We start from the raw sequence: 16,738 nt of genomic DNA, 5'->3' as shown, positions 1-16,738 counted from the left end.
GCGCCGGCTCATTCCCGGCCTCGCCAGCCAATCAACCATTCCCATCAAACGTAATGCTCAGAGACAACACAGATGAACACAATCCAAGACCTGAAAGACCGCCGCGCCAAACTGACCGTCGAAATGGAGAGCCTTCAACTTGAACTAGGCCCCCTCGAGGCAGAGCTAGAGAATCCCGAAGGCATGGCGAGAGGCCGAGAAAGCACCGTTCGCAGTGAAATCAGCACTCGTAACATCCGCATCAACTCTCTCGAACGTCAAATCGAGGCGCTGGATCGTGGAGTTAATCGCCAAGAGACTCTCGCAGATCGTGAAAACATAGCAGCAGGCTATATCAGTGCTATAGCGAACTGGAAAGCCGACGAGATGGAACTCAACGAAAAACGCAACAGCATTGAGACCCGGTTGCAGCAGGTCCGCCAAAGCGCTCAGGAAGACATTGCAAAGGCTCGACAAGCTGAAACGGACGCAGCAACCGCTTATGCGCAGGCTGTAGCCTGGGGCGATGTGGAGGGCGAGAAAGCCGCAAACGCGGAGGCTCAAAAGGCAGCTAAAAATCTCACGACAGCGGTTGAGCATCACCGCCGCCAACAACTGCTGATCACCGCGCTAGACCAAGAGCTGGTGACGATTGATCTGCATATCACGGAGGCACAAACAGAACGCGCCAAGTTCGAGAACAAAGCGGCTCACTTGGCGAACACTGTGCTGGAAGAACAGTGGAACGAGGCTGCGAAAGCACTGCTGGAGGCCGGCGGCAAACTGTGGGCTGCGCGAAGACTGATTAATCGGGATCCGGTTTCATTGATGAAGCTGGATATCCCTGAACAGGGCGAGCGCTTTGGAAGCTGGACCTGGCACGAACTCGCAGATCGCTCGCGCCAGCATAGCCTACTTGACCTGCTGGCGGCCTAACCTGAACCTTCCCCGAAGCAACCAGCGAGGGTCGGCTGCTTCGGGCCAACCATCGGTCTAACCATGAATAAACCACCACAGAACAACGCCCAGATACCTGATTACCTAAAGGCCCGAAAGCTGCATTTGAACGGAATAATTGTCGTCTTGGCCGGCCTGAAAAAGCTCAATGCAAGAGCAAACAAAGCCACTAAGGTAGAGACACTCACGATTGACGCAATCAAGGCAGAGCTTGATTTCATTGAAGTCCAACTCAAAAGAAAGGGAGGGTGATGAAGAAGCGGAAGCCTAAGAAGCTTCCATCTTGCTAGATCCTTCCATTACAAAAAACACTCCAGATTTTTCGGCTTCCGGCCTGTGGCGGCTGCGAGCTTATGACCGCTTCCAGCCAGAAGCGGTCATCGGCCGTCTAGGATATTCGCGGCAACTCACCTGTCGGCCAGCTCCTTGTCAAAAAATAGTGAGCATCAGGTAGCCGGTGTCACGAAGTCGTCCCGCATTCTGAACGCTGCGGATGAGCCGCTTTCGACAAGCAAGTCGAGCACATACAGAATCGCCTCGCGCAGGTTTGGATCACGCTTGAGTTCTAGCGGTCGCGAGTAGACATGCCGCTGGAGCAGGCTTTCGAGTATGAAAACGGTATTGGACTCGCGCAGCATGTCGGCGCTATTTCCCAGTCTGAGCGCATTTGCGATGTGTACAAAAGCTGTTGGCATGGAGCGCTCGCCTATGTGGTAGAGAAAACGGGCGTAGCTGTCCATTACTAGCGAGACCGGCGGCAGAGCATTGAACAGCGAGTCGACGTTATGGGCGTAGCCTTCCAGGCTCCGCCAGTGCCGGACATCGTCCTTCCAATACGCGGTCAGGAAGATCGTCGAGAGTACCTCACTGCCGTATGGATGCTCATTTTCCAGATGGGCAAGCCACTTAGCGTTCTTGACCCTCTCAGCCAACAGACTCCACAAAAACCAGTACTGCTTGGTGTTGGGGTTGCGATCTTCGCTGCTGGTCAATCCTTGGATGACGCTATGGATTTCGCGTGGATGCCTGTCAACCGCATCCAGGATGGGCTGCAGGACTTGGGCCGCATCGACATCTGCCACACGCATGACAAATTCTTGCACGCAGTTCGATATCGACTGTTCACTTTCGTAGTTTCGGTCACGACGACCGTTAGAGCTGCCGTACTCGCGGTTCCAGCAGTCGACCAAGTATTCACTAGCGCGTCTGTACACAGCCACAGCGAGAGGTTCGTTGGGGACCTGTCCGAGAATCACGAGGACTTTTGCGAACGCCTCAGCACCGAATGTCTCGGTGATTTCGAGTCGGATGTGCGCATCTTCGGCGATGGCTCCGTCAGTCCAGAAACGCTCGCGGACCGCTGAGGCTGCGGCAGCGACGATTGCTTCCAGCGGGTTCCGCTTGTCGTGACGCTTCTTCTCTTCGGCTGTCCAATGATAATTGGAAATAGAGGCCTCTGTAGAAATAGCATTGACAGTGAGGAGGGCGAGAGCGGGATTTGCTGTCCAGAACTGGTCGTCAATGCCCCTGGTGGCATACCAACGGATTTCGTCAATCGGGTGGGTTATTGCAGTGATAAAGGCCAGGCGCACGCGCGGTGTTTGGCTTTGGGTCAAGGGCTTGGATAGAAGCAGCGGGACCACAAAAGCACACGGACGGTCTGCCTGCATCGAGAACCTCTGCATTCGGTTTATGCTTCCCCATGAGTCCGCGTGCCTGGAGATTTCCGAGCAGATGACATCAATGCACCAGTCCTGCTCTTTAGGTGACATCTCCTCCCAGTGATCGCGGACGCAGACCGCGGCGGCGAAGCCGGGGGCATTTCGGCTGCTGTCCGGGTATTCATTGGTGCGGTCCATCTCCTGCGCATCTGACAGTATCTCCCTCCATTGTGCCGGTTCAGCAGAGCCAAGTTTGTATTGGAAGATCTGAAGTCCCCAGTTGTAGATGCCTAGCCGGGCATTCGCTTCTCCCGTGTCTTTTACGCTCTCCTCAATGAATTGTTGCACTTCCGGGGCCGCGGGTTTGGGTTCCAGACTGATGTAGCTCTTCGTTGGCTTTTGGCTGTCCACTGTGGATGTCGCGGCCAATGCTGGCTGGGCTTCAGATACGACATACTGGCGCAAGTCCATCCGATGAAGTGCAAGTTGCCATATGAGGTCATCTTCTATGCGCTTATCCAATGCAGGCAGTTCAGCCAGGTGCTTGTCGATGATAGCGTGAACCCTTGGGGCAAGAGAGCCGAATTGCAGGTTCGCGATAGCTAATTCGAGGTCATGTTGACGATGCGGTAGCTCGTTCGACTGCTTCCTTTCCTCTTCGTAGATTTTGTCCTCGGTGCGCAGGGTAGGGAACATTCCCGCAAACATGGAAGTCTGGTGCTCGCTGGCCATGCGACTGCGGTCTATAAGGATATAGTCTTGCACAGAGAGCAGTGCCAGAAGAACCTCCCCGGATTGGTGAGGATGGGCGGTTGCCACGCTTGCTACGACAGCTGCGAGTGCTGCGGAATCGCTGCGGTGCAGGATCCCAAGCAGCACGGTGCCCAATCCCTCAGGGTGGGATTTGGCATAGTCGAGCAGCCATTTCTCGAGAGCCATCAGCAGCGACTGGAGCACATAAGGGCTGACGCCCAAGCCTCGGTACATCCCCCAGAGCCGCGGGTTTACCCATTGTTTCCGCACTAGCCCATCTGCGAGCGTCAACTCGACTTCCCAAGCGGGCTCCAGTCGGTCACCAAGGCGTGGATGCGCGTACCACTCGGCACTGTGATTGAAGACTTGTACCAGGAAATCGAGGCCCTTTCCCGGATGGCACTTGAGCAGGTTGACCCATGGTCCTCGAAACGCACTGGCAGGGAGAGAATGGCGGCTCAGGTGTTCCTTGATGCCGAAGTAAAGCTCAATGTCGAGGGATGAACGGCCAAAGGGTTCCTCTCTCAGGTACTCCTCCGTGGCGAGAAAGTTATCTAGTGCGATGGAGACCAAAAGGTCCGGCATGTCGCGGGCCGCAGGTGCACCGTCGAGACCCGCAAGAATAATGTCGCGGAACTCTTCGGCGACGGGGTCGTGATTCCAGCCATCCCTGATCTTTCCGCGCATAACAGCTTCGAAGCGAATAGGGTTGGCCTTCGGAATCTTGGCAATGACCTTGAGAACGCGTTTACGTGCATCGCCCCTTCTGTAGCTGTCAACGCGCGGGAGGAGCCAATGAGCAATCCCGGCGATCTGTTCAGCTCCTTCGATGTCCGGTGCCCACCAACTGACGCCGCGTACCGCATCCTCGATCAATGCAAGTAGCAGTGGAGAATCTTCCGAACCAAAACTGCCAATGTTGCGATGAACAAGCCCTGCCACGGTCGCCCAGACTACGCCGTCCGGCACGTTCAGGATCGAACTATGGCCGCGCACGCCGACAAGCCACGCAGGTGATGTCATGCAGGCAACCCGCAGTAGGTGGATTACCCGCTTGAGTACGGCGCGATCATTGGCGAGTAAATCAGCCTCGTGCCGCGCCAGAAATTCGGGGGCCGACGGTGCCTTCAACAGCGAAACCAGCGTGTCGTCGCGGAATTGAGCAGGAGCATCTGCTTGCGTGATGGCTGCTCGGAAGATCCGGTCTGCAGCAGGCTCATCGCGATCGACCAGTTCGGCAACCCACTTCCGGTAAGAGCGGCGCAGTGCGGGATGCGGACCAATCGCGGAGGAGAGCGCCTTGAATGCCATTTCATCCGTGAAGTGCTGCTCCTCAATCCATTGTAGGATGGCCCAGTCTTCAAGTACGTCGTGCGCCGTCGCAACGAGCAGGGGCTTCCCGTCCGGAGAAACAACGAGGGAATCCTGTTTCAGCAGAGTGATGGCTACCGGGTCGAGTCCAGAAGCGGGCACATGATCTGAAAGGGCACGCGCCCGGCGTACAGCCACCTCCTGCAAAGCCTCTTCGCGCAGACGCGGCATGCCGTTGGCCGGGTTGTGATCCGCACGTACGATCTGCCGCCAAAAAACAGCCCGAAAATCCCTCTCGCTTTCTGGAAGTGGGCGTCCTGCATCCCAGGGAATCTGGCGTGCCTTGTCAATAAAGTACGGGTTGCGCAGAATCTTGCGCAGAGTTGGATTGCCCAGCGGGATCGCCATTGATGGAAACGCTGTCTGAATCTCTTCTAGTTCGGAGTCGTCGAGTGTAGGTATCTCGATGACAGCGTGATCAATTCCTGCCGGTAGAAGGAAGCTGGCCTGTACCTGCTCCACGGAATAGTCCCGACAGGTCATGACGATACCGAGACCGTTGTCTCCCTGGGCAAGGGTCATCAGATCACTGAAGGCGTCACGTGTGGGCTTTTCGAGCAGGCGTTCGACGCTCTCGATGACGAGTACTTTGCGGTCCTGTGCTCCGAGAATGGCCTGTAGCTCCGTGGCGCGTGCAGGAATCTGACTGTTGTGCAGGGTTTCATCAATATGGGCGACGGCGAACTCCTCAACCCGGAAGCCAAAGGCGAAGAATTCGCGAGAAAGGAAAGACACTGCTTCCTTGCCAATGACCGACTTGCCGCTACCAGCTGGCCCCGTGATCAGGACTACTTGCTTCGTTTCGAGGGCTTCAAGAACTTTCTGAATAATCCCAGCGCGCTGCAGGTGTAAGGTTGGTCCAATCGTTTTGCGGATTTTCCTCAGGACGAAATCCGTATGGTTTCGCAGGGCCATCAGTACGTGTCTCTCGTGCGTTCCCACCTCGCTGTATGAAAGGACAAGAGAATCTGGAAGGTCAGTGCGCTTCAGGCTTCGAGCGGCTGGATTGGCGTCGCTGGTAAAGGACAGAAGTCTGTTCCAGGCTGCAGTCGCGCTTGCGAGCGGATCTGAGTCAGTGGACTTGAGAGCGAGCAATGTTTTGATATGTGCTTCGGTCTGACGGGTCGATGTTTGCAGATCGAGGCTCAGGACGTGTAACACGCACAAGAAGGGCCACAGATCTTTGGCAGTGACGGGCGTGTCCTCCAGTGCGCTTACAATCGTGCAAAGTTCATTGCACTGGGAGACTGACTTCTTAGAGATGAATCCGTTGAGAGACAGTCGCCGCTGGAAATCTTTGCCGTCAGCTGCCCCCCTGGCGCAATCGAGCAGCCCAGAGAAATTTTCGAGGAGCGTGTTCGTGCCACGTAGAGTGACGAGGACAAAGCGATCGTACTGGGGGTTGAAAGGACCGGCTTTCTTGAAGTCTTTCCAGAAATCTCCAAAAGCTTTCTTGCACTCATCGTCGGCAGCACTGATCGTGAGACTGCGCTTCACTTGACCAACAAGTTGTGCGGGGGCTTCACCTTCCCGCTCGCAGACGACGAGGAAGTCATCGGTGTTGAAACCGAGATGCTCTGTCTGAAAGTGGACCTCTGCAACACCTCTATCAGTCAGTATCGGTGGGATGCTGCGGACGAGCAGTTGCGCCAGCCAATACGCCTGAACGTGCTGCTCGAAATAAACGCCTGCGCCCCCGGTGGCAGCGGGGCTTGAAACTCGCTCCCGGTTTTGACCATCCATAGTGTCCACCTAATATATTCTCCGTCTTCCGAATGGGGGGCGGCTGCTTTGAAAGCCTGCCTCGATAGCAACATCATGCGAGCGCTCACACGGCCCGCGCAACGTACAAACTGATCAAGAATAACAAGAATGTAGGAATATCATTAGTTTGGTGGGGTTCTACTGAGAGTCCGCTTTTGGCCGCTTGCTGCCCCTCATGACATGCAGCAATCGGCCAAAAGCTGCCGTTGGTCAAAAGCAGCCAATCGGACGCGCGTAGGAAACGAGGGGCGGTTCATTCCACTCCTATCATCGCCATTTATATCTACTTTAAAGCTGAGTTTACAGCCTTAAATAATGCAGCAAACCGCTTAATCGTACCTTCTGAAAACTTTCTATTTGGCATCATGGCAATACTTGCGGCGACTGAGTAATGGTTGTATCCGCCAGAAGGCCTCACTTTTAGCTTATTATCATTTAGATAGTGCTCAATACGCTTAACAATTTGATCTCCTGCAGGAATTCTTTCCTCACTAAGTAAAACCCCACCCAGCTCCTTTTTGAACACTATATTAAAGTATTCCAAATATACGTCAGGATCAATCAAATCTTCTAAATCTGAAGCAATAGTATTTACACCCAAGGCTTCACAGTTTCTAAATTGAGAAAAGTTAAAAACTGATTTTTTCGATAGTAGCTTTTGACTTATCATAAAATCCAGCTTTTGCTCTGGTTTTCCAGTATAGTCATGAAGTACGGCAAAGCTAAGCCCGTTGCTGCCAAGCAAAGAAACAAAGGTTGCCACATTATTTAGGCCACCAACCGGAACAATTGTAATGGAATTATTTAAACCTTTCTCTCCATTATCCTCTACAACCTTTGACATGGCTTGGAGAAGTGCTAACTCACTAACACCTTCAACTAGCAAATTATGCTTTGCAATGAATAGGTTTTGCGCAATGTTCCATCCAAGTGCGGCCTGCAAAGGAAAAATAGTTCTCGCGTCAGACCCAGACAGATTTGATGATATAATAGTTCCCTCATCTCCTTTATCTTCTACCACGCGTATCTGATGCAAGCGATCCGCATGGACCATGAATGGTGAGTGAGTAGTATATAAGACCTGGTGATTTTCAGCCAATTGATCAATATAGTTCAAAAAATCTTTTTGCGCTAACGCATGAAGTGCCAGCGCTGGCTCATCAAGCAGTAATATCTGTTTTCTGTCCGAAGACTTCCCAACCAGATCCAACTGATATTGGATACTATCAAACCACACTAGAAAACTAAAGAACCAGATAAAACCCCTACTGCGCTGGTCGAAGGAAGTGGAAACCCCTCTGTGTCTTTTGTTTTTAATCCGCAAGTATAAATTAGGACCGTCATTAAACGGCGCAGAGTCTGAAGGATCAGATCGAATATCAACTTCAACTTCGATATCCTCATTTTGCTTCCAAAACTCAAGAACTCGATCTGTAAGGCTTATAGAAACCGATTCTATTTGTGATTTAAGCTGATCATATCCAGGACCGTTAGAAAAGTCATCCAGATCTACTTCTGCCATCCTTAGCAATGCTAGAATGGCTTGGTGCTTAGGTTCGATCTGTTTTTGATCACTTGTGGAGCCACCGCTAACCATCGCCTGTCGACGTTTGAGGTCATTTAGATTTAGCTTGCCTGGTAGCAAATCATAATCACTAAAATACAAAAACTGCGGAACTTTCTGGCTTAGGTGCACCCATACTTCTAATGCCGTCACATTACTCCAACCACTATAATTTTTTTCTTTATCTATCTTGGCTTTTAGTGCTTCAATTAGCTTAACATCCTCTTCAGTTGGCAATACAATTTTTTGAAGAAGCTCAAACGCCTTCTTAATCGCACCGCAGCTTTTAAGAGTCTTAACTGCTTCCAGACTTAACCCTTCCTCCTCGCTGAGTTTTTTTAGAACTGGCTTCTCATCTACTGCTATGCCTATATTCATTGCGCCGTTATAAAGATGATAAACACTGAACTCGAATCCTTGTTGAATTTCCGTGCCTATGCTTTGATTAACGTCCTCAATTTCCTCATCTGATAGCATGTACGTAAGTACTACGGCTTGATCAGGTTTTTTTTCATGGCGCTTACGATATGCTGCTAAGTCTTTGCGAGGATAGTCCTCTTGAATAACAAACTTTTCGTTTTCTAACGCATCTCTAGCTTTATGTAATGCTTTGAGAAAAACAGTTTTCCCTGCTTCATTCATCCCAACCAGACCGGTTATGCTGGTATCGATCTCAACTTCCTGGGGGGTGTTTATAGATCTAAACGGACCGACTTTCACACGCACTAATTTCATTGATAATCCCTCATCTAATAAATGCAAAAAATTTATACAGGCTGTCTTCCCCAAAAATTCATATGCTTTTAACAATGACTTTACATGCCATGACGCCCAAAAAGCCATCACTGTTTTTTTGTGATGAGATAGGTTGTTACCAGTGAAGTTAATCCTCCGAGGCAGCGGTTTCGATAGAAATCTGCAATAAACTCACAAGCGACGTGAATCGCCCCGGGTTTCGTAGGCGCTTCCGAGCCTCAACGGAGGCATGATAAGACGCTGCAGAACAGTCCTCTTTTGGCCGGTAAGCGCCCTAATGAGCGAACCCCCGTAGGTCGATGCCCCCCCCGCCTTAATAATCTCAAACCGCTCCTCCAGAGCACTCATTGATGTAACACCTATTTGCCATGTAACACGTACATCGGCAAACCAGCCACAGCGGTGTTACACCATAAAAATTGTTTATAATCATATGCTTATGCATTTTCGTAACACGCGTAACACCCGTAACACGATTTTATTAGGGCCTCCCCCTAGCCCCATTACTATTGCTCCTCCAGCGAAGCGAGAACGATCGTGGTCTTGGCTTTGGATCGATGATGGGGACCCTGGAGCATTCTTGAAGGTACGGGGTAGGAAACCCGCGTGATCGTGTCAGCGGAAAGGAGCCCAGCTTAGTGAACAGGTGAACCGGGTGAACTGCTGTCCACCAGTGCATTTGCCCTATGAATCTGAAAGCCGCTGGGGACCCTGGGCATTTCCGATAGACACGGGGCATAGAACCCGCGCGTTCGTGTTAGCGGCTGGATTTTTTAAGTTGGTTGACAGGTTGACGTGGTTGACACCCATCACCATGGTTGACGGCATGCAAGGTGTTCACTATCAGCAACAGATACAACCACCTTTACCGATGCTGTAACGATGGCCCTTTTTCTTCAACATCCTTTCAATTTCAACGATTGAAATTTCAGTAACTTCCTAGGCCTCCCACTATCTCGATCCCGCGGGTTTCTGACCCCGTACCCTCGGAATATCACCAGGGTCCCCAGCGGTTTTACAGTTCAGATGTGGCAGTAACCACGCCCAGAGCAGTATGCCGGTGGAGGATATTTGCTAAACCATTTGGCAACCTTTCAAATTGTTGGGGTGAGCACACAATTTGATCGGAATGCTCAACCCAATGGGGTAAAAATGGATCTGAACTTGATATGGGCGCCAATGCTTGGCTGTGCTGGTGGCATTACGCCATTCACAGCTGTGAATGCTCTGGGTACTAAGGGATAGAAGGGAAAAACGGCCCAGATAGGTGATTTATGGCTGTGGCTGTGGCTGCTATAACTACCGGCGAGCGATCCATAACATGGATCACCGCCACTCCTCCGATTTGGGAAAGGAAACTCAAACCTTGATATGCATAATCTGCAGACTTGATAAAGATGACATGAGCCTTGAACACGTCATCCCGCAATCGCTCGGTGGCTACTACCACATAAAGACCGTGTGCGTCGCTTGCAACTCGATGATGGGGAATAACATCGACTCCCCCTTGGTGAACCATAAGCTGGCCGAGCTCTACAGATTTGCCCAGAACATAGCTGGGAAAAACGGGGCTGTGCCCAACCCTTTTTCTGGTGTATTCACGGCAAAGGAGGCGCCCAAGAACAAGGCCAGATTGGATGTTGGAGAAGACGGAAAGCTCGAGATCTACCATCACCCGTCTATCGAGGTGAAAGAAGAAAACGGTCAGGTAGTGTCTATCGAGATTTCCGTCGACAGTAAGGACACAGACAAAATCGACGCAATGGCCGAAAAAATCTTGAGGCGTAGGGACATTCCCAAAGAAGCGATTCGGCGCGGTGAACGAAGAGTAGAAATTTCTACGGGAAGTTTTGGGTCAAGATGGCAGCTAGACACGCAGCGCTTCAAGATAGGTCTCCTGAAAATTGCGTATGAATTCGCTGTCGATACCATCCCAGGTTATTTCGAAGATGAGGACGCCATCCGGATCTCAGAAATATTGCATGACGCCCGATACGACGCCGTCTTGGATTACGTAAAAATCGGCAACGGCCTCCAGCAAGAAATCTGCAAACCCTTTGAGGATTTCATCGACTTTGAGCAAAAAAAACACTACCTCATCATGATGCCAACTGAAGATTGGGGACTTATGTGTTTGGTCAAGTTGCACGATCTATTCGCAGTTGGCGTCGTCCTTTCGAACAAAAGATACCTGCATGAGGGCGCGCTTCGGATCGGGGTTAACTCCATCGAAGATCGTAGCTTCACCAAGCTAACAGGGGAGGAAATGATAGGAGGCTGCTTGGGCTCAGGGTCGAGCATGTTCAGGTACTTTTTCGACAAAGCGGAGTTCGAGCAGTGTGTGCAGGAGGTCAATAATCCAGCCTTTAGATATGAAGGGCAAGCCAACGAGGCGGTGCCCCTTTACCGCCGATCAGGAGAGAAATTCTGTTATTTGGAGGATGCGCTCAAGCAATCGCGAATCACCATGGAAAGGAAACCAGGCGAGATGGTCAGTATTTTCGAATTTGATCCTGGGCAAGAGTATTTCATTCGGGCAGTTAGCACCGGGAAGCTCTACCAGGTCGCGGGCTATTGGAGATCTCAATCCATAGTCAGAACGATCTGACACCTACTCAGGCTCTTAAAGTGCTGGTCAAGGCTTACAGAAAAATGTGAGTCGGTGTAGCGGAGCTATAGGGATGCAGTTACACAAAAAAGAGCTGATGGCCCATGTCGCTTGGATGCACTTTGCAACCAACAACGCGCAGCGTGTATGCCCATATGTATGCCTTAATTAAAAATACAAAATAAAAGCGTTTAAAAACAAATCATTACATACTCAGTTCAAATGACTGTGTACCACCAAGTACTAAAAACGGCTTACCGAAAGGTAGGCCGTTTTTTTATGCCTGTAGAAAAGTGCTGAGGCATACTCGCAACGGTCTACCTCCACGACGCGGCGCTGAACCCCACAGGACATCCCTTCATGAGCCTTGATGTGTTCGTAATCATCATGCTGGGCGCTGCGCTGCATGCCACGTGGAATGCAGTGGTCAAGGGGGGTGACGACAAGCTGCTGACCACGTGCATGATCGCGTCCTTCGCTTCACTGATCGCGCTGGCGGTCATTCCGTTCCTGGCAGTGCCTTCGACGCAAAGCTGGCCCTTCATCGGCGCGTCGGTGATATTCCAGGTGCTGTATTTCGTACTGGTCGCCTCGACCTACCGCGTTGCGGACATGAGCCAGACCTACCCGATCATGCGGGGCACCGCGCCGTTGCTGGTGGCGACGGCGAGCTTAGGGCTGCTGTCCGAATCCTTGTCCGCGTTTGCCTGGCTCGGCATTGCCGTGATCTGCATCGGTATTTTGAGCATGGCAGCAGCCCCTTCAGCCGGTCAGCGTAAAGGGATACTCCTTGCGCTGCTTAACGCGGCTGTCATCGCGGGCTACACCCTCATCGACGGAATAGGTGTGCGCAAATCCGGCGCCCCGGCGGCCTACACGTTGTGGATATTCCTGTTGACCGGCATCCCACTCGGCGCATGGGCATTGGCCCGCCGTCGACGCGAATTCAGCCGCTATCTGGCGCGTCACTGGCGCCCTGGCGTGATAGGTGGCTTCGGTACCGTCGCGTCCTATGGCCTGGCGCTGTGGGCTATGACCGCGGCCCCCATTGCCACGGTTGCGGCGCTCAGGGAGACCTCGATTCTGTTTGGCGTCGTGATCTCGGCGCTGGTGCTCAAAGAGCAGTTGACCCGCGCCCGCATCGTGGCCGCGTGCATCATTGCCGCCGGGGCGATGGTGTTGCGACTGGGCTGACGCGTCGACAAACAAATCTTCCATCACCCTATCAAATGAGACAGCTTCTCATTAGTATGCCCGCTATCCGCGCAATGCAGCATCAAGGTATCAGGGGCCATGGAGACAGGGACGCCAGGGGATCAGGAAAAACTCAGCGCCGTTTTCATCGGGCAGCGCAGTGCGTTAATCCGTATGCTGTCGCGCGTCGTCGGCTGTTCGAGCCAGGCGGAGGACTTGGCCCAGGAAACCTATCTGAAGGTAGCTAAGGCGCTGTACACCCGCCCGATCGAACACTTGAAGCCGTTTCTTTATCAAACTGCGCAGTATCTGGCCTTTGATCATTTGCGCAGTGTGCGCAGTAAAAGGCGCTACGAGTGCCACTTGGCCGAAAGCCTGGTTGTCGAGGTGCCCACAATGGCACCCGGACCGGAGAGCCAGGCTCAGGGCCAGCAGCAACTGCAGCGGTTTCAACAGGTGCTCGCTACCTTGCCCAAACGCCAGCAACAAATCCTGGTATTGCATCGACTGCACGACCTGTCCCAAGGCGAGATCGCCCAGCGCCTGCAGGTGTCGTTGAGTACGGTGGAAAAAGACCTGCGCCAAGCCCTCACCGCCTGCGTCAAGCAAACGACCTATCATGATTGACCGTCCCGTCATTCCCGAAGCAGTACGTGAGCAGGCGGCTGATTGGTTCGCCCTGCGCGATGAAAGTGCGCGCAACCTCATCACCCGTCAGCGCTTTGAGCAGTGGCGCGCGGCCGATCCCCTGCACGCCACTGCCTATGCCGAAGTGGAGACGCTGTGGGAAAACCGCGCCTTTGAACAAGCCTTGAAAGACCTCGCCGTCGACCTAGAGTTGCCCTCTTCCCCGCTAACCGCCGAGCCTCCCAAGACGCGTTTTGTGGCTGCCGCCGCGACCCTGTTGCTCGCACTGGGCATCGGTTGGATGGCCGACGTGCCGATGCGCCTGCAAGCCGATCACATGACCGACGTCGCGCAGCTGGAACGCTTTGACCTGGAAGATGGCTCTCACATCGTGCTGGGCAGCCACAGCGCAATCAGCACCGCCTTCGACGGCGCCCAGCGGCGCATCAAGCTATTGCGTGGCGAGCTCTACGTCGAGGCCGCCCACGACTCTAAACGCCCACTGAGCATCGAGACCAACGAGGCCAGCGTGACCGTGGTCGGCACGCAATTCAGCGTCAGCCAGCGAGACTCGGGGGTCACTGTCGCCGTGCGCGAAGGCCAGGTGCGCTTCGCCAACCGCAAGGGCGAGCAGAGCCTGCTGCAGGCGGGTAACTGGCAACAGCTACGAGATGGTCAACTGCAACCGCGGTCCCTGGAAGGCAGTGAACGGCAGATGGCCTGGATCAACGGGCGACTGTCATTCCAAAACGCGCCACTGGTGCAGGTGCTGAAAGAGATCCAGCGTTACTACCCGGCGCCGATCCTGTTATTCAACGATGCCGCCGCCGGTGAGCGGGTCAGCGGGAATTACCAGTTGGACGACCCCCTGGCGATCGTACAGGCGTTGAGTAAAGTCACGTCCACCCACGCCCAGCGACTGCCCGGTGGCATCCTGGTGATTCGCTGACACAGAGCCCCCGATACCTTCGAAAAGTTTTACGGCTTTCGAAGGTTCAACCCGTCAAGAACTTTGCCTTTGCAAATCATTCCTATTTCTAACGGGGCTCACATGCACTTTCCAACACTCAATCCGACCCATGCCCGCAGCATGCTCGCGCTCGCCATCTGCCTGGCGTGCAGCCCGGCGGTTGCGGTGGAGCCAGCAGGCCAGCCAGCCACTCGCGAAGCGGCGGACACCCGCAGCTTCGCGATAGCGCGTCAGTCACTGGTCAATGCCCTGGATCAATTGAGTGTGCAGAGCGGGCTGCAAATTGCCTACGCGGCGGACCTCGCTCAGGGCGTCGAATCGCCCGGCGTCAGCGGCCGCATGACCGCCCTGGAAGCGCTGGCCCAACTGCTCAAAGGCACGCCCCTGAGCTTCGAGCCCAACGGCCCCAACGCGGTGATACTGAACCGCACCGAACAACCCGGCGCGGCCTTGCAACTCGGCACCACCACGGTGATCAGCAACCAACTGGGCACCGTCACCGAAGGCACTGGTTCCTACACCCCGGGGACCATCGCCACGGCTACGCGCCTGGTACTGACGCCCCGGGAAACACCACAGTCCATCAGCGTCGTCACGCGCCAGCACATGGATGACTTCGCCCTCGACAGCGTTGACGACGTGATGCGCCACACGCCCGGCATCACCGTTTCGGCCTACGACACCGACCGCAGCAACTACTATTCGCGCGGTTTCTCGATCAACAATTTCCAGTACGACGGCATCCCCTCGGCCGTGCGCAACGTGGCCTATTCGGCTGGCAACACCCTGAGCGACATGGCGATCTATGACCGTGTCGAAGTACTCAAAGGCGCCTCTGGCCTGCTCAGCGGCGCCGGTTCCCTGGGCGGCACCATCAATCTGGTACGCAAGAAACCCACGTCGGAATTCCTCGGCCATATCACCACAGCGGCGGGCACCTGGGATCACTACCGCACGGAAGTGGACGTCAGCGGCCCACTGACCGAAACCGGCAATGTGCGCGGGCGGGCGGTAGCGGCATATCAGGACAACAAGTCCTGGATCGACCGCTACTCCAACAAAAGCTCAGTGTTCTACGGCATCCTCGAATTCGACCTGTCGCCCGACACCCTGCTCACCGTGGGCGCCGATTATCAGGACAGCAAACCCAAAGGTTCGACTTGGTCCGGCAGTTTCCCGCTGTTCAACTATTCGGGTGCGCTCAACGACGCCAAGCGGTCTTTCAGTAATGCCACCGACTGGAGCAGTTGGCAGCAATACACCCGCACGGTGTTCGCGAACCTGGAGCACGACCTCGGCGACGGCTGGGTCACCAAGCTGCAACTGGACCACAAGCTCAATGGCTACGATGCCCAGATGGGTGCGATCCAGTTCTACCAGCCGGCAGCGGATGGCACTGCCGACATTAACGCCCAGCGCTACAAAGGCGAGACCACCAGCGATTCCGCCGACCTGTACCTCAGCGGTCCGTTCAACTTCCTCGGTCGCGAACATGACCTGGTGGTCGGCGGCTCCATCAGCACCGCCCACTGGAAGGGCAAGGGCTATTGGGACGAAACCTTCCCCACCGCCAACCTGGTCGACTACTTCAACTGGCACGGCAACCTGGCCAAGCCGGACTGGGGCGTGGCCTCACAAGTCATCGACGACACCATTCGCCAGACCGGCATGTACGTCACCACCCGCTGGAACCTCACCGACGATCTGAAACTGTTGCTCGGCGGGCGCGTGGTCGACTACACCCTGACCGGCACCACTGACACCTACCGAGAGACCGGGCGTTTCATTCCCTATGCCGGGGCCATCTATGACCTCACGGACAACCTGTCGGCCTATGTCAGCTACACCGATGTGTTCATGCCCCAGGAAAGCTACAACCTCGACCGTAACCGCAAGCTGATCGACCCGGACGAAGGCGAGAACTACGAAGTGGGCCTCAAGGGCGAATTCCTCGACGGTCGCCTGAACGCCAGCCTGGCGTACTTCGAAGTCAAGGAAAGCAACCGCTCCCTGCCCGACGATGCATACAACAACCAGACCCCAACCCCGCCCAACTTTGCCTTCAAGGGCACCGACGCGACGACCAAGGGCTATGAGCTGGAGCTGTCCGGCGAAATCGCCCCCGGCTGGCAGTTGCAGGGCGGCTACACCCACAAAGTGGTGCGCGACGATGCCGGCAAAAAAATCTCGACTTTCGAGCCCGAGGACCAGGTGAGCATGTTCACCATCTACAAGCTCAAGGGCGATCTGGACAAAGTCAGCGTCGGCGGTGGCCTGCGCTGGCAGAACACGGTGTGGCAGGACATCTACAACGGGCCCAAAGGAACGACGGACGCGTTTTCCCAGGAGTCCTACTGGGTGGTGGACTTGATGACGCGCTACCAATTCACCAAAAACCTGTCGACGACGCTGAACCTGAATAACGTATTCGATAAGTACTACTACACCAACGTGGGTTTCTATAACTCCGCCATCTACGGCGCGCCGCGTCACTTCATGCTGACCACCCGCTGGGACTTCTGATCACTTGAGCC

At 54.2% G+C, this 16,738-nt stretch carries 9 protein-coding genes; 7 read left to right on the top strand and 2 right to left on the bottom strand.

What is annotated here, in order from left to right:
* Positions 1-72 precede the first annotated feature (72 nt).
* Together AOA61_RS13165 and AOA61_RS13160 are read left to right on the top strand one after the other, a co-directional pair.
* Positions 73-915, top strand: coding sequence for a chromosome segregation protein SMC (locus AOA61_RS13165; protein WP_099601925.1), 843 nt, complete (start codon positions 73-75; stop codon positions 913-915).
* 63 nt (positions 916-978) lie between these two features.
* Entirely contained in the window at positions 979-1,188 is a 210-nt protein-coding gene (locus AOA61_RS13160; protein WP_099601924.1) for a hypothetical protein, read from the top strand.
* 194 nt (positions 1,189-1,382) lie between these two features.
* Here the strand turns inward: AOA61_RS13160 and AOA61_RS13155 are convergent, their stop codons facing one another.
* Together AOA61_RS13155 and AOA61_RS13150 are read right to left on the bottom strand one after the other, a co-directional pair.
* Positions 1,383-6,464, bottom strand: coding sequence for an AAA family ATPase (locus AOA61_RS13155; protein ID WP_099601923.1), 5,082 nt, complete (start codon positions 6,462-6,464; stop codon positions 1,383-1,385).
* A 304-nt stretch (positions 6,465-6,768) separates the two neighbouring features.
* Entirely contained in the window at positions 6,769-8,784 is a 2,016-nt protein-coding gene (locus AOA61_RS13150; RefSeq protein ID WP_099601922.1) for an AAA family ATPase, read from the bottom strand.
* Between the two features lie 1,342 nt (positions 8,785-10,126).
* Here AOA61_RS13150 and AOA61_RS13145 point away from each other — a divergent pair.
* The 5 genes from AOA61_RS13145 (at position 10,127) to AOA61_RS13125 (ending at position 16,727) form a co-directional block, all read left to right on the top strand.
* Positions 10,127-11,413, top strand: coding sequence for an HNH endonuclease (locus tag AOA61_RS13145; RefSeq protein ID WP_099601921.1), 1,287 nt, complete (start codon positions 10,127-10,129; stop codon positions 11,411-11,413).
* 360 nt (positions 11,414-11,773) lie between these two features.
* Positions 11,774-12,607, top strand: a complete 834-nt coding sequence (locus tag AOA61_RS13140) for an EamA family transporter (protein ID WP_099601920.1) — start codon at positions 11,774-11,776, stop codon at positions 12,605-12,607.
* Positions 12,608-12,706: 99 nt separating this feature from the next.
* Entirely contained in the window at positions 12,707-13,234 is a 528-nt protein-coding gene (locus AOA61_RS13135) for an RNA polymerase sigma factor (protein WP_099601919.1), read from the top strand.
* Positions 13,227-14,183: a FecR domain-containing protein gene (locus AOA61_RS13130; RefSeq protein ID WP_099601918.1), complete on the top strand. Its 957-nt coding sequence runs from the start codon at positions 13,227-13,229 to the stop codon at positions 14,181-14,183. Before AOA61_RS13135 ends, AOA61_RS13130 begins: the two co-directional genes overlap by 8 nt.
* Positions 14,184-14,285: 102 nt before the next feature.
* Positions 14,286-16,727 (top strand): TonB-dependent siderophore receptor, encoded by a 2,442-nt coding sequence (locus AOA61_RS13125; protein WP_081797674.1) that lies wholly within the window; start codon positions 14,286-14,288, stop codon positions 16,725-16,727.
* The last annotated feature ends 11 nt before the right edge of the window (positions 16,728-16,738 follow it).

Source organism: Pseudomonas sp. 2995-1 (genome assembly GCF_002742505.1).
Classification (GTDB): domain Bacteria; phylum Pseudomonadota; class Gammaproteobacteria; order Pseudomonadales; family Pseudomonadaceae; genus Aquipseudomonas; species Aquipseudomonas sivasensis.
The sequence above is the reverse complement of the archived record's forward strand: the minus strand, read 5'-3'. Positions and strand labels throughout refer to the sequence as shown.

What these genes read in the sequence shown, in the direction of transcription:
- AOA61_RS13165 (WP_099601925.1), top strand. Translation starts at nt 73, where the DNA reads ATGAACACAATCCAAGACCTGAAAGACCGCCGCGCCAAACTGACCGTC.
- AOA61_RS13140 (WP_099601920.1), top strand. Translation starts at nt 11,774, where the DNA reads ATGAGCCTTGATGTGTTCGTAATCATCATGCTGGGCGCTGCGCTGCAT.
- AOA61_RS13145 (WP_099601921.1), top strand. Translation starts at nt 10,127, where the DNA reads ATGGATCACCGCCACTCCTCCGATTTGGGAAAGGAAACTCAAACCTTG.
- AOA61_RS13125 (WP_081797674.1), top strand. Translation starts at nt 14,286, where the DNA reads ATGCACTTTCCAACACTCAATCCGACCCATGCCCGCAGCATGCTCGCG.
- AOA61_RS13155 (WP_099601923.1), bottom strand. Translation starts at nt 6,464, where the DNA reads ATGGATGGTCAAAACCGGGAGCGAGTTTCAAGCCCCGCTGCCACCGGG.
- AOA61_RS13150 (WP_099601922.1), bottom strand. Translation starts at nt 8,784, where the DNA reads ATGAAATTAGTGCGTGTGAAAGTCGGTCCGTTTAGATCTATAAACACC.
- AOA61_RS13135 (WP_099601919.1), top strand. Translation starts at nt 12,707, where the DNA reads ATGGAGACAGGGACGCCAGGGGATCAGGAAAAACTCAGCGCCGTTTTC.
- AOA61_RS13160 (WP_099601924.1), top strand. Translation starts at nt 979, where the DNA reads ATGAATAAACCACCACAGAACAACGCCCAGATACCTGATTACCTAAAG.
- AOA61_RS13130 (WP_099601918.1), top strand. Translation starts at nt 13,227, where the DNA reads ATGATTGACCGTCCCGTCATTCCCGAAGCAGTACGTGAGCAGGCGGCT.